Source organism: Pseudomonas sp. VD-NE ins, from assembly GCF_031882575.1.
Taxonomy (GTDB): domain Bacteria; phylum Pseudomonadota; class Gammaproteobacteria; order Pseudomonadales; family Pseudomonadaceae; genus Aquipseudomonas; species Aquipseudomonas fluorescens_BZ.
This window is the reverse complement of record NZ_CP134772.1, coordinates 3757364-3773652: the sequence shown is the minus strand read 5'-3', so window position 1 is coordinate 3773652 and position 16289 is coordinate 3757364. Positions and strand designations below refer to the sequence as shown.

The 16289-nt window shown below is 63.4% G+C and carries 1 protein-coding gene (cut by a window edge); it reads left to right on the top strand.

Going from position 1 to position 16289, the window contains the following annotated elements; translation table 11 throughout:
* Positions 1–16289, top strand: partial view of a non-ribosomal peptide synthase/polyketide synthase gene (locus RMV17_RS16820; RefSeq protein WP_311881298.1) — the 3' portion only. It extends 1555 nt beyond the left edge of the window; 16289 of the gene's 17844 nt are visible here — the last part of the coding sequence; its start codon lies off the left edge, out of view; its stop codon occupies positions 16287–16289.

The following is a 16289-nucleotide window of genomic DNA, read 5'->3' as shown; positions in this document are numbered from 1 at the left end:
CCCTGGAGAGTCTGGTGTTGGCGTTGGAGCTGGCGCCGGACACCGCACTCAACCAGTTGCCGATTCTGCCGGCGGCCGAGCGCGAGCAACTGCTGTTAGCGTTCAATGCCACTCACGCCGACTACCCGGCGACGTTGACCATTGCCCAGCGTTTCGAGGCGCAAGTGGCGCAGCGGCCCGAAGCCGTGGCCGCGCAATACCTCGGTGAGCAACTGAGTTATGCCGAGCTCAACCGGCATGCCAACGCCTTGGCCCATCACCTGATTGCACTGGGGGTGAAGCCCGACGATCGCGTCGCCATCGTCGCCCGCCGAGGCCTCGATACGTTGGTCGGGCTGGTGGCGATTCTCAAGGCGGGCGCCGGTTATGTGCCGGTTGACCCGGCGCACCCGGCCGAGCGTCTGCATTACTTGCTCAGCGACAGCGGCCCCGTCGCTGTTCTGACTCAAAATAATCTGCGCAATCGCCTGCCGGCGCTGGCGGTGCCGGTGATCGATCTTGACCCGCGCACCTGGCCGCTGAGCGAGACCTATGATCCGCAGGTGCCGGGCCTGACCGCCGCACATCTGGCCTACGTGATCTACACCTCCGGTTCCACCGGCCTGCCCAAAGGGGTGATGGTCGAACACCGCACCTTGTCGAATCTGGTCGATTGGCATTGCAGCGCGTTTGATCTGTGCGCCGGTCGCCACACCTCGAGCCTTGCCGGGTTCGGTTTCGACGCCATGGCCTGGGAAGTCTGGCCGGCGTTGTGTGCTGGTGCGACTTTGCATCTGGCACCGACGCACGAGGGAACCGAGGACATCGATGCGCTGCTCGACTGGTGGCGCGCGCAGCCACTGGACGTCAGTTTTCTGCCGACACCCGTGGCCGAATATGCCTTCAGCCAGAACCTCGAGCACCCGACGTTGCGCACACTGCTGATCGGTGGCGACCGTTTGCGTCAGTTCAGCCGCAACCAGCAATTCGATGTGATCAACAACTACGGCCCGACCGAAGCCACCGTGGTTGCGACCTCCGGGCGAATCGAGGCGGGTGACGCCTTGCACATCGGCAAACCGGTGGCCAACGCCACGGTGTACCTGCTCGATGAACAGCAGCGGCCGGTGCCGATTGGCGTCATGGGCGAGTTGTATGTTGGCGGTGCCGGGGTCGCTCGCGGCTATTTGAACCGGGCCGACCTGAGCGCCGAACGCTTCCTGCACGATCCGTTCAGTTCCTTGCCGAACCCGCGCATGTATCGCACCGGCGATCTCGCACGCTGGCGCGCGGACGGCACGATCGAGTACCTGGGGCGCAACGACGATCAGGTGAAAATCCGTGGCGTGCGCATCGAACTCGGCGAAATCGAAACTCGCCTGAATCAGTTGCCCGGCATTCAGGAAGCGGTGCTGCTGGCCCGCGAAGATGAACCCGGCCAGCCGCGCCTGGTGGCGTATTTCACCGAGCAGAGTCAGGTCGAACCGCTGGCCGTGGCCGAGTTGCGCGCGCACCTGTTGACTCAGTTGCCGGAGTACATGGTGCCGGTGGCCTTCGTCAAACTCGACGCACTGCCGTTGACCGCCAATGGCAAGGTCGACCGCAAGGCCCTGCCGAAACCTGAGCGTGCGGCGCTGTTTACCCGCGAATACGAGGCACCGCACAACGAACTGGAAAGCGCCTTGGCGCAGATCTGGGCGCAGGTGCTGCACGTCGAGCGAGTAGGGCGTCAGGATCACTTCTTCGAGCTCGGCGGCCATTCGCTGTTGGCGATGCGCATGGTGTCCCAGGTTCGCCAGCGCCTTGGCGTGGAGCTGGCACTGGGCGATCTGTTTGCCAACGCCGAACTGGCAGCGGTTGCCGAGGCGGTGGCGCAAGCGGGGCGCAGCACGCAACCGGAGATTGTCGCGGTGGCCCGAGACGGCGCCTTGCCGCTGTCATTCGCTCAGCAACGCTTGTGGTTTCTCGCACAAATGGAAGGCGCCAACACCGCGTACAACATTCCCATCGGCTTGCGCCTGCGTGGGCAGTTGAATGAACCGGCCCTGCAACAAGCCTTGGCGCGCATCGTCGCGCGGCATGAAACCCTGCGCAGCCGTTTTGCCCAGTTCAATGACGAGGCGCAAGTGCTGATCGCCCCGGTCGACAGCGGTCTGCTGCTGCGCGTTGAAGATTTGCGCCAGCACCCGCAACCCGATGAAGCCTTGCAGGCGCTGATTCAGGGCGAAGCCTCGGGGCCATTCGACTTGCAGGACGATGCGCTGATTCGCGGTCGCTTGGTGCGCCTCGCCGATGATCATCATGTGCTGCTGTTGACTCTGCACCACATCATCTCCGATGGCTGGTCGATGGGGGTTCTGACCCGTGAACTGATGGCGCTTTATCTGGCATTCAGCCACGGTCAACCAGATCCACTGCCACCGCTGGCGCTGCAATACAGCGATTACGCGGTGTGGCAGCGGCGCTGGCTCAGTGGTGAGGTGCTACAGCGTCAAAGCGAATACTGGCAACAGACCCTGGCCGGCGCTCCGGCACTGTTGACGTTGCCGACTGACCGCGTGCGCCCGGCGCAGCAGGATTACGCCGGCAGCACCGTCGACGTGGTGCTCGACGAACGCCTGAGCGCCGCACTCAAGGCCTTGGCTCAGCGTCACGGCGTGACGATGTACATGCTTCTGCTCAGTGCCTGGGCGAGTCTGTTGAGTCGGTTGTCCGGGCAAGCCGAAGTGGTCATCGGTTCACCGGTGGCTAACCGTATCCGTGCCGAGATCGAAGGTCTGATCGGCATGTTCGTCAACACCCTGGCGCTGCGTATCGATACTTCGGGCGAGTTGAGCAGCGAGGCGCTGCTGGCGCGGGTCAAGACGCGAACGCTGGAGGCGCAGGCGCATCAGGATCTGCCGTTCGAGCAAGTGGTGGAAATCACCCGGCCTGCGCGTAGCATGGCGCACAGCCCGTTGTTTCAAGCGATGTTCAGTTGGGACAGCGGCCACGGCGCCAGCCTGAGCCTGGGCGAGCTGACGCTGGAAAGCGTCGCCGAGCCGAGCCACTTTGCCAAATTCGATTTGTCGCTGACGCTGGCAGACGCGCCGGGCGGGATTCGCGGTGTGCTGGAGTACGCCGTTGCCCTGTTCGACGAGTCGACCATTGAGCGTTATGTCGGTTACTTCCAGCGACTGTTGCAGGCAATGGTCAACAACGATCAAGCGGTACTGGAGCAGGTGGCGCTGTTGGCTGATGACGAGCGTCAGCACCTGCTGTTCGATCTGAACGCAACCGCCGTCGCCCACGATCTCGAGCCGACCGTTCATGGTCGCTTCGAGGCGCAGGTATTGCGCACCCCCGACGCTGACGCCGTGGTGGCCGGTGAGCTGCGTTTGAGTTACGCCGAGTTGAACCGCCGCGCCAACCAACTCGCCCATCACCTGCGCCAGTGCGGCGTGGGCAGCGATGCGCGGGTGGCGATCTGCGTCGAGCGTGGGCCGGAGTTGTTGGTCGGTCTGCTGGCGATTCTCAAGGCCGGCGGCGCTTATGTGCCGCTGGACCCGGGCTATCCCGCCGAACGTCTGGCCTACATGCTTGAGGACAGCGCACCAACGGTGCTGCTGGTGCATGCGCCGACGCGTGCGCTGATTGGCGAGTGGGCGGGCGTGCGGGTCGATTTCGACCATTGCACTTGGCAAAACCTTGCGCAAAGCAACCCGCAGGTAGCGGGCCTGAGTGCCGCGAACCTGGCTTATGTGATTTACACCTCGGGCTCCACCGGCACGCCGAAAGGCGTGATGGTCGAGCACCGCAATCTGGGCAATCTGCTGCACTGGAGCACCGGCCTGTGTCCGCTGCCGACTGGCGCCGCGCTGTTGCAGAAAACCCCGTTCAGCTTCGACGCTTCGGTGTGGGAGCTGTTCTGGCCATTGACCAGCGGCATGCGTCTGGTTCTCGCCGGCCCGGACGACCACCGCGATCCGGCCGCGCTGGTGCAGCTGATTCGTGAGCAACAGGTCAATGTCGTCCAGTTCGTACCGGCGCTGTTGCAGCAATTCCTTGAAGTGGAAGAAGTCGTTGAGTGCCGCAGCCTGAGCGATGTGTTCTGTGGTGGCGGTGAGCTGACCGCCGCGTTGGTGCGCAGCGTGCGCGAGCGTCTGCCGCAGGTGCGCCTGCATAACGTTTATGGCCCGACCGAAGCCACTGTCGACAGCACCGTGTGGACGCTGGAGGCGGATTCGCCGGTGCCGGACGGCACGCCGCCGATCGGCAAACCGCTGTGCAACACCCGCGTGTACATCCTTGATGCGCATCAGCAACCGACGCCGTTGGGTGTGGTCGGCGAGATGTATCTGGGCGGGGTGCAGGTGGCGCGGGGGTATCTGAATCGACCTGAGCTGACGGCCGAACGCTTCCTCGACGATCCGTTCAATGATCAGCCCGGCGCGCGTTTGTACCGCACCGGCGACGTCGCGCGGTATCTGGCCGATGGCAACATCGAGTACCTGGGGCGCAACGACGATCAGGTCAAGATCCGTGGTCTGCGCATCGAACTGGGCGAGATTCAGGCGCATCTGGCGCACATCGACGGCGTGCGCGAAGCGGTGGTGCTCGCTCGTGAAGACGTGCCGGGCGATCAGCGTCTGGTCGCGTACTACAGCGGCGAGCCGCTGGAAATCGATCAGTTGCGCAGCCAACTGCTCAAGCACTTGCCGGATTACATGGTGCCTGCGGTGTTTGTGCATCTGCAGGCCTTGCCACTGAGCCCCAACGGCAAACTGGACCGCCAGGCCTTGCCGGCCCCTGACCCTTCGGCGCTGCTGACCCGCGCGTACGAAGCCCCGGTCGGTGAAGTCGAAACCGTGATTGCCGGGATTTGGGCCGAGTTGCTGAAGGTTGAGCGGGTCGGGCGCTTCGATCATTTCTTCGAACTGGGCGGCCACTCGCTGCTGGCGGTCAATCTGGTTGCGCGCATGCGCCGGGCCGGCCTGTCGGCGGATATTCGCGTGCTGTTCGACCAACCGACGCTGGCCGCATTGGCAGCGGCGGTGGGCGGAGAGCCTGAGGCAGCGGTGCCAGCCAATCTTGTTCCGGCCGATTGCACGCGCATCACGCCCGAGCTGCTGCCACTGGTGGCGCTGGATCAAGCGACGATTGACCGCATCGTTGCGAGTGTCCCCGGCGGTGCGCGCAACGTGCAGGATATCTACCCGCTGGCGCCTTTGCAGACCGGCATCCTGTTCCATCATCTGTCGGCGGCGCAGGGTGATCCGTATGTGCTGCAGGCGCAGTTTGCCTTCACCGATGAACAGCGTTTGCAAGCCTTCACCACTGCCCTGCAACGGGTGATTGAACGCCATGACATTCTGCGCACTTCGCTGTTCTGGGAAGGCCTTGAAGAACCGGTGCAAGTGGTCTGGCGTCAGGCTTCGCTGCGCTGCGAAGCTTTGGCGCTGGATGCCGAAGCGGGCGATGCGCTGAACCAGTTGCGTGAGCGCTTCACCATCGATAACTACCGCATGCCCGTCACCGAGGCGCCGCTGATGCGCGTGGTGTACAGCCGTGATGCGGTCAATCAACGGGTGGTGGCGTTGTTGCTGTTCCATCATTTGGTCATGGATCACGTGGCGCTTGAGGTGCTGCAGCACGAGATGCAGGCGTTTCTGCTGGACAACGCCGGGCACTTGAGCGAACCGGTGCCGTATCGCAACTATGTGGCGCATACCCAGGCTGGTCTGAGTGAACAGGAGCACGAAAGCTTCTTCCGCGAAATGCTCGGCGCGATCGATGAGCCGACTTTGCCCTATGGTCAGAATCTGGCCCATGACGGGCCCGCGCAAGAAGCGCAGTTGACGCTGGAAAACACACTCAGCCACAGCGTAAGGCAACAGGCACGGCGCTTGGGTGTCAGCGCCGCCAGCCTGATGCACCTCGCCTGGGCGCAGGTGCTTGGGCAATTGTCCGGGCGCGACGCCGTGGTCTTCGGCACGGTGTTGCTCGGCCGATTGCAGGGCGGTGAAGGCTCGGAACGGGCGCTGGGTGTGTTCATCAACACCTTGCCGCTGTGCATCGAACTGAATGCGCACAGCGTTAAAGGTGCGGCACTGGCGACCCATCAACGCTTGAGTCAGTTGCTCGCTCATGAGCACGCGCAACTGGCGCAGGTGCAACAGTGCAGCGCGATGCCGGCGGGTACGCCGCTGTTCAGCACGTTGCTCAACTATCGTCACAGCACCCCGGTCGGGCCGATATCGGCCGAGGTGCAAGCGGCGTGGCACGGCATGCAATTGCTCGATGCCGAGGAACACACCAACTATCGCCTGACCCTCAGCGTTGATGATCTCGGCGAAGACTTCCGCCTGAAGGTATTGGCCGGGGCGGGGATTGATGCACAGCGAATCTGTGGGTACATGCAGGGTGCGTTGTGCTCCTTGATTGATGCGCTGGAGCATACGCCACACGTGGGGTTTGATCGGTTGTCGATCCTGCCGGTATCCGAGCGCGAACAGTTGCTGGTGCGTTTCAACACGACCGAGGCCGGCTACCCGCGCGGGCTGACGATTGCCCAACGCTTCGAGGCGCAGGTCGCCGAGCATCCGCAGGCTGTGGCAGCGGTGTTTGCCGAGCAGCCGCTGACTTACTTGCAGCTCAATCGTCAGGCCAATGCGTTGGCGCATCACTTGATCGCCATCGGGGTGAAAGCCGATGACCGTGTGGCCATCGTCGCCCGCCGCGGTCTGGATACGCTGGTCGGTCTGGTGGCCATTCTCAAGGCTGGCGCCGGCTATGTGCCGATCGATCCGGCGCATCCCGCTGAGCGGATCGGCTATTTGCTCGGCGACAGTGCGCCGGTCGCGGTGCTCACGCAAAGCGATCTGCACGAAAGACTGCCACTGCTGACCGTGCCAGTGATCGATGTCGACCTGTGCGCATGGCCGGCGCAGGCGCAGCACAATCCTGCGGTGCCGGGGCTGAGCGCTGCGCATTTGGCCTACGTGATTTACACCTCGGGTTCGACCGGTCTGCCCAAAGGCGTCATGGTCGAGCATCAGACGCTGTCCAATCTGGTCGACTGGCACTGTGAAGCGTTCGACCTGCGCGCCGGCAGCCACACCTCAAGCCTTGCCGGGTTTGGCTTTGATGCGATGGCGTGGGAAGTCTGGCCGGCCCTGTGTGTGGGCGCGACCTTGCACTTGGCGCCGACCCATGACGGCAGCGAAGACATCGACGCGTTGCTCGAATGGTGGCGCGGGCAACCACTGGATGTGAGCTTCCTGCCAACGCCGATTGCTGAATACGCGTTCAGCCAGAACTTCGATCACCCGACTTTGCGCACCTTGTTGATTGGTGGCGACCGCTTGCGCCAGTTCAACCGCGACCAGCGCTTCGCCGTGATCAACAACTACGGCCCTACCGAGGCCACCGTGGTTGCCACTTCGGGCCGCATTGAAGTCGGCGCGGCATTGCACATCGGCAAACCAGTGGCTAACGCCTTTATTTACTTGCTCGACGAGCAGCAACGTCCGGTACCAATGGGCGTCATGGGCGAGTTGTACGTCGGTGGCGCGGGCGTCGCCCGGGGTTATCTGAACCGCGCCGATCTGACTGCCGAGCGCTTCCTGCACGACCCGTTCAGCCGCACGCCGAATGCGCGCATGTACCGCACCGGTGACCTTGCCCGCTGGCGCGAAGATGGCTCGCTAGACTATTTGGGGCGTAACGACGACCAGGTGAAAATCCGTGGCATGCGCATTGAATTGGGCGAGATCGAGACCCGGCTCAATCAGCTCCCCGGGATCAACGAAGCGGTGTTGCTGGCCCGCGAGGACCAACCCGGTCAACCGCGACTGGTGGCGTACTTCACCGAACAGGCGGGGGCCGAGCCACTGGCGCTGGGCGAGTTGCGCGAGCAGCTGCTGGCGCAGTTGCCGGACTACATGGTGCCGGCAGCGTTTGTCCGGCTCGAAGCTTTGCCGCTGACCGCCAATGGCAAGGTCGACCGCAAGGCGTTGCCGAAACCGGATCTGGCCGCGCTGCCGACCCGCGAATACGAGGTGCCGCAAGGCCAACTGGAAACCGCACTGGCGCAGATCTGGGCCGAAGTTCTGCAAGTCGAGCAGGTCGGCCGTCATGATCATTTCTTCGAACTCGGCGGTCATTCGCTGTTGGCGATGCGCATGGTCTCGCTGATCCGTCAGCGCCTCGGCGTCGAACTGGCGCTGAGTGACCTGTTTGCCGACGCGCAGTTGCGCGCAGTCGCTGAAGTATTGAATCGTGCCGGGCGTAGCGTGCTACCGGACATTGTGCCGGCACCGCGTGATCAACCGTTGCCGATGTCCTTCGCCCAACAACGCCTGTGGTTCCTGGCGCAGATGACGGGTGGCAACTCGGCGTACAACATCCCCATTGGCCTGCGTCTGCGCGGTCGACTTGACATCGATGCCCTGCAAGCGGCGCTGGCGCAAATCGTTGCCCGCCACGAAACCCTGCGCAGCCGTTTCATCAGCTTCGACGACAGCGCCCACGTGGCGATTGCCCCGGTCGACAGCGGTTTGCTGTTGCGCGTTGACGACCTGCGTCAACAGCTGCATGCCGAACAGACTTTGCAGGGATTGATGGCGCAGGAAGCCTCGACAGCGTTTGATCTGCACAACGATCCGTTGATTCGCGGGCGGTTGGTGCGCCTGGCCGACGATCATCATGTGTTGCTGTTGACCGTGCATCACATCGTTGCCGATGGCTGGTCGATGGGCGTGCTGACCGCTGAGTTGATGGCGTTGTATCAAGCGTTCAGCCACGGTCAGCCTGATCCGCTGCCGCCATTGACCCTGCAATACGGCGACTACGCCGTGTGGCAGCGTCAGTGGCTCAGCGGTGAAGTGCTGCAGCGGCAAAGCGACTATTGGCAGCAGGCCCTCAAGGGCGCGCCGGCCTTGTTGACGTTGCCCACCGATCGCCCGCGACCGGCACAACAGGACTATGCCGGCAGCCACGTCGAGGTGTTGCTGGACGAACGCTTGAGCACTGGCCTCAAAGCGTTGAGCCAGCGTCACGGCGCGACCCTGTTCATGACCTTGACGAGCGCCTGGGCGCTGCTGATGAGTCGTCTGTCCGGGCAGACCGATGTGGTGATCGGTGCGCCGGTGGCCAACCGCAGCCGCGCTGAAATCGAAGGCTTGATCGGCATGTTCGTCAACACACTCGCTTTGCGCATCGACACCTCGGACGCGCCGAGTGTCGAAGCGCTGCTGGCGCGGGTAAAGGCGCGGACACTGGAGGCGCAAGCGCATCAGGATTTGCCGTTTGAACAAGTGGTGGAAATCGCCCGACCGGTGCGCAGTCTGGCGCACAGCCCGTTGTTCCAGACCACACTGAACTGGGACAGCAGCGTCGGCCCGCAACTGGCGTTGGGTGAGCTGACCCTGGAGGGCGTTGCGGGGCCGGGCGAGGTTGCCAAGTTTGACCTGACGCTGACACTGGGTGAGGTCAGCGGGGTGATTCGTGGCACGCTGAATTACGCCACTGCATTGTTCGATGCGCAGACGATTGCGCGTTACATCGGTTACTTCGAGCGCCTGCTCGAAGCGATGGTTGCCGATGATCAAACGGTGCTGGAACGTGTTCCATTGCTGACAAACGATGAGCGCCAGCGCTTGCTGTACGACTTCAACGCCACCGCGCATGACTACCCGCAGACACTGACCGTACACGGGGTTTTCCAACAGCAGGCAGCTGCGCATCCCAAAGCTGTGGCGGCGGTGCATGGCGCACATTCACTGAGCTACTTTGAGCTGAACGCTCAGGCCAATCGCTTGGCCCATCACCTGATCGCTCACGGCGTGCAACCGGGCGATCACGTGGCGATCCTGTTACCGCGTTCGCTGGAGCTGCTGGTCGCGCAACTGGCCATCGCTAAATGTGCGGCAGCCTATGTGCCGCTGGACATCAATGCGCCGACCGAGCGCCAGGCGTTCATGGTCGAGGACTGTCAGGCGGTGGCGCTGTTGACCCTCAGCAGCGAAGTCATCGACTACGCCGCACCGCGTATCGACCTCGACACGCTGACCCTCAGCGGACAGCCGACGCACAACCCCAACCTGCTGCAGTCCTCCGAGGCGCTGGCTTACATCATGTACACCTCGGGTTCCACCGGCACGCCGAAAGGGGTAATGGTGCCGCACCGGGGCATCGGCCGCTTGGTGCTTAATAATGGTTACGCCGATTTCAAGGCACAGGATCGTGTGGTCTTCGCCTCGAATCCGGCGTTCGATGCGAGCACCATGGACATCTGGGGCCCGCTGCTCAATGGCGGTCGCGTGGTGATCATTGACCATCAAACCTTGCTCGATCCGAATGCCTTTGGTCGCGAACTGAGTGCCAGTGGCGCGACGATCCTGTTTGTCACCACCGCGCTGTTCAACCAGTACGTGCAACTGATTCCGCAGGCGCTCAAGGGCCTGCGGATGCTGCTGTGCGGCGGTGAGCGTGGCGATCCGGCGGCGTTCCGGCGACTGCTGGCCGAGGCCCCGGCATTGCGCATCGTGCATTGCTACGGTCCGACCGAAACCACCACGTACGCCACGACATTCGAAGTGCGTGAAGTGCCGGAAAACGCCGACAGCGTGCCGATTGGCGGGCCGATCGGCAACACGCAGGTGTATGTGCTCGACACGTATCAGCAACCGGTGCCGATGGGCGTCACCGGCGAGTTGTACATCGGCGGGCAGGGCGTGGCGCTGGGTTACCTGAACCGGCCGGATCTGACCGCCGAGAAGTTCCTCCGCGATCCGTTCAGCGAAACGCCTGGTGCGTTGCTCTATCGCACCGGCGACCTCGCGCGCTGGCTGGCACCGGGGCAACTTGACTGCATCGGGCGTAACGACGATCAGGTGAAGATCCGTGGCTTCCGCATCGAACTGGGGGAAATCGAAAACCGCCTGTTGAACTGCCCGGGGATCAAGGAAGCGGTGGTGCTGGCGCGCCGTGACGGTCAGGACAGCCCGCGTCTGGTGGCGTACTACACGGCGCACGAGGGACTGTTGGACAGTGCCGAACTGAACGCGCAATTGCATGCCCGTCTGCCGGAATACATGCTGCCGACGGCCTGGGTGCAACTCGAGGTGTTGCCGCTGAACAACAACGGCAAGGTCGATCGCAAGGCGCTGCCGGCACCGACCCAGGAGGCGCTGCTCAGTCGGGCCTACGAGGCACCGGCCAATCCACTCGAAGCAAGCCTGGCGCAGGTCTGGGCCGAGGTGTTGCAGGTCGAACAGGTCGGTCGCCATGACAACTTCTTCGAACTCGGCGGCCATTCATTGCTGGCCATGCGCATGCTCTCCCAGGTGCGCCAGCAATTGGGTGTGGAACTGGCGCTGGCTGATCTGTTTGCCAACGCGGAACTGGCGGCGGTCGCCGAAGTGTTGAGTCAGGCCGAACGCAGCAGCTTGCCGCAGATTCTGCCAGCGCCGCGCGATCAGGCGCTGCCGTTGTCCTTCGCCCAGCAACGCTTGTGGTTCCTCGCGCAGATGGACGGCGGCAACACCGCCTACAACATTCCTCTGGGCTTGCACCTGCGTGGCCGACTCGACGCCGTGGCACTGCAACGGGCATTGGCGCGGATCGTCGCTCGTCACGAAACCCTGCGCAGTCGGTTCACCCAACTGAACGACGAAGCACAGGTGCTGATCGCCTCGGTCGACAGTGGCCTGACGCTGATTGAGGAAGATTGGCGGCAACAGCCGCAGACCGAGGAGGCCTTGCGTGCTTTGGTCGACGCTGAAGCGCGCGGGCCGTTCAACTTGCAGGACGACCCGTTGATTCGCGGTCGGCTGGTGCGTCTGGCCGATGATCATCATGTGCTGTTGCTGACGATGCATCACATCATTTCTGACGGCTGGTCGATGGGCGTGCTGACCCGCGAACTGATGGCGGTGTATCAGGCGTTCAGCCTCGGTGAGGACGATCCGCTGCCGCCTCTGGCCCTGCAATACGCGGATTATGCGGTTTGGCAACGTCGCTGGCTCAGCGGCGAGGTGCTGCAGCGCCAGAGCGATTACTGGCAGCAGACCCTGGCCGGCGCCCCGGTATTGTTGAGCCTGCCAACCGACCGCCCGCGTCCGGCGCAACAGGATCATTGCGGCGGCAGTGTCGAGATCGTGCTGGACGAGCAGACCAGCGCCGGTCTCAAGGCGTTGTGTCAGCGTCACGCCGTGACGCCGTACATGGTGCTCATGAGCGCCTGGGCAATGTTGCTCGCGCGCCTGTCCGGGCAATCCGATGTGGTCATTGGCTCGCCGGTGGCCAACCGTACCCGCGCCGAGACAGAAGGGTTGATCGGCATGTTCGTCAACACGCTTGCGCTGCGCGTCGATACCTCGGGTGATCTGACCGGTGCAGCGCTGCTGGCGCGGGTCAAGGCGCAGACCCTGGCTGCACAGGCGCATCAGGATCTGCCGTTCGAACACGTGGTGGAAATCACCCGGCCGGTGCGCAGCCTTTCCCACACACCGTTGTTCCAGACGCTGGTGAGCTGGGACAGCAGCGTCGCGCCCGCCCTGGCGTTGGGCGGGCTGACGCTGGAAGGCCTGGCAGGGGAAAATCACTTTGTGAAGTTCGACCTGTCGCTGAGCCTGGGGGAAAACCCGCAAGGAATCCGTGGCGCGCTGCGCTACGCCACGGCGTTGTTCGATGAGTCGACCGTGCAACGTTTTACCGGTTACTTGCAGCGCTTGCTGGCGGCGCTGGTCAGCGATGACCAAGTGGTGTTGGCGCAAGTCAACCTGCTCGCGGCGGATGAACAGCAGCGCTTGCTCGGCGACTTCAACGCGACGCAAGTCGATTGCCCGGTCGAGCAACCGATCCAAAGCCAGTTCGAAGCGCAGGTGCAGCGTCAGCCGGACGCCATCGCCGTACAGTCGGGCGAACACAGCCTGACCTATCGCGAGCTGAATGCCCGTGCCAACCGCCTCGCGCATCACCTGCGCGAGCAGGGCGTGGGGCCGGATGCGCGGGTGGCGTTGTGCGTCGAGCGCGGACTCGATCTGGTGGTGGGGCTGCTCGGTATTCTCAAGGCCGGTGGTGCCTATGTGCCGCTGGATCCGGCTTACCCGGCGGAGCGCCTGGACTTTATGCTCAGGGACTGCGCGCCGGTGGCGGTGCTGGTCCACACAGCCACCCGATCGTTGTTCGTTGAGAGTGAGACGGCGTTGATCGACTTTGATCAATGCACTTGGCATGACCAGTCGGAACGCAATCCGCAGGTGTCTGGCCTGACGTCTTCGAATCTGGCGTACATGATCTACACCTCGGGTTCGACCGGCACACCGAAAGGCGTGATGCTCGAACACCGTGGCTTGTGCAATCTGGTGCATTGGGGCTCGCAGATTTGCCCACCGACCACAGACGGCGCGCTGTTGCAGAAAGCGCCATTCAGTTTCGACGGATCGGTGTGGGAGTTCTTCTGGCCGCTGACGGCCGGCGTACGCCTGGTACTGGCACGGCCGGGCGGTCATCGGGAGCCGGCGTATCTGGCGCAAGTGATTCGTCAGCAACGGATTACCGTGGTCAAGTTTGTGCCGGCGCTGTTGCAGCAGTTTGTTGAGCTGCAGGAGGTCAGTGAATGCACCAGCCTCAGCGATATTTTCTGTGGTGGCGGCGAACTCACGGCGGCACTGGCCGCTGCCGTGCGCCAGCACCTGCCGTGGGTGCGCCTGCATAACGTGTATGGCCCGACCGAAGCCACGGTCGACAGCACGGCATGGACACTGGAACCACATATGCCGGTGCCAACGTCGGAATTGCCGATCGGCAAGGCCATCTGCAACACCCGTCTGTATGTGCTCGATGCGCATGACCAACCGGTGCCGCTGGGCGTTATTGGCCAGTTGCACATCGGCGGTATCGGCGTGGCGCGCGGTTACATGGGACTGCCGCAGATGCAGGCCGAGCGCTTTATCGACAGTCCGTTCGTGGCCGGTGATCGCTTGTACCGCACCGGCGATCTGGTGCGTTACCGCGCCGACGGCAACCTTGAGTTCCTCGGGCGCAATGACTTCCAGGTCAAGCTGCACGGCTTGCGCCTGGAACTCGGTGAAATTGAAGCGCGTTTGATCCGGCACCCGGGTGTACGCGAGGTGGTCGTGCTGATGCGCGACGAGCGTCTGGTGGCGTATTTCACTCTGCGCGAGGGCATTGCTGCGCCCGCTATCGACACGTTGCGCGCATTCATCCTCGAGCAGTTGCCCGAGTACATGGTGCCGGGCGCGTTTGTCGCGCTCGAGGTTCTGCCGTTGAGTCCCAACGGCAAGATCGATCGTCAGGCGCTGCCGGCACCGGGTCTCGACGCGGTACTCAGCCGACATTACGAAGCACCTCAAGGCGAGGTCGAAACCTTGCTGGCGCGGGTCTGGGGTGAAGTGTTGAATGTCGAGCAGGTCGGACGTCACGACAACTTCTTCGAATTGGGCGGGCATTCGCTGCTGGCGATTCGTCTGGTCAACCTGCTGCAACGTGCGGGGCAACAGGTGACGCTGGCGGAGCTGTTCCAGCGCCCGAGTGTCGAAGCGCTGGCCGCGTTGCTCAGTCAGCGCAGCGAAGCGCCCGAACATCCGGAAGGACTGGTCGTGGTGCGGCCGGGCGCGGGCGGCGATGCGCTGTTCCTGATCCATGAGTTCAGCGGACGGGACGTGTACTTCCCGGCATTGGGCCTGCATATCGAGGGCGAGTTTCCGATTTACGGTTTACCCGGCGTGCCACTCGGCCAGCCGCAACTGCGCACCCTTGAGTGCATGGCCACGCGGATGGTCGGGATTATTCGCTCGGTACAACCGCATGGGCCGTACCGTCTGGCCGGGTGGTCGTTTGGCGGCTTGCTGGCGTATGAAATCGCTCAGCAGTTGCTCGGCCTCGATGAGGCGGTGGCGTTTGTCGGCCTGCTCGATACCTACGCGCCGCATCCGGCCAGCCAGGATGAAACCCGCTGGAGCGGCGCGCATCGCGACAAGCGTCAATTGCTTGAGCACTGCCGCGCGCGTTCGCAGATGCGTGGAGAAGAAGGGCTGCCAGCGTTGGCTGACGTAGACAGGCTCGAGGCTGAAGTCGAACTCATCGCCTTCGATGAACTGTTCCAGCGCTGCTGCGAACAGCAATTGCCTGACCCGGAACTGGCCGCACTGTCGGCGGCGGATGCCTGGAGTTACTTCGATCGAGAGGCCGCTCATGGCCTGGCGCTGGCGCATTACCGGGTCAGCCCGGCCAGTCAGCCAGTGCACTTGTTCCGCGCTCAGGCACTGATGCCGGGGCAGGCACAACCCAATCCAACCCGTGGCTGGGAGAAGAAAGTTGCCACTGGATTGCTGCGCTGCATCGATGTCCCGGGTGATCACCGCAGCATGATGAAAACCCCGGATATTCAGGCACTCGGCCAGGCCTTGAGTCAGGCGATGGCCGCTGCGCAGGTTCCGGAACCAGAGGCCTATCAGCCGCTGTTGACGATTCAGAGCGGGCACCCCGGGCATGCGCCGATCTTTTGCGTGCCGGGGGCGGGCGACAGTGTCACCGGGTTCATTCACCTGACCGAAGCGCTCGGTCCGGAGTGGCCGATCTACGGCCTGCAACCGCGTGGCCTGGATGGTCACGGCGTGCCGCACAGTCAGGTAGAAGCGGCAGCCGCGTGTTATCTGCAAGCCGTCGAGCAACTGTATCCGCAAGGCCCGGTGCATTTGATCGGCCATTCGTTTGGCGGTTGGGTTGCGCATGCCATGGCGACGCAGTTGCAGGTGGCCGGGCGTGAGGTGGCGTCGTTGACCCTGATCGACAGCGAATCCCCGGGCGGCAACGGCACGGCGGGCAAACCGTATACGACGACCGCCGCACTGGAGCGCTTGATCGAGACGCTGCAACTGTCCAGCGGCAAGTCGTTGGGCATCGAGCCGCTGGCATTCGCCGAGGCTGACGACACCACGCAAATGCGGTTGTTGCACGAGGGCATGGTGCGCGCCGGTGTGTTGTCTGCGCGTTCGTCAGCGCAGGCCATGCACGGGCCGGTTCGCACCTTCGCCACAGCACTGCGCACGGTCTATCAACCGCAACGGGCCTACACCGGGCCGGTGCGGCTGGCGCTGGTCGATGATCCGACGCTGGATGCGTGGGGCAATCAGCGCGAGCAAGCGGCGATGGTCGAGGGTTGGCAGCGCCAGGTTGCGGATCTGGCGGTGTGGTACGGGCCGGGCAACCACTTCACGATTCTCAAGGCGCCCAACGTCTTCAGTTTCGCGGCGTGGTGGCATGACGGCCTGAAAGTGCCGGCCGGGCAAGTGGTGTCCTGA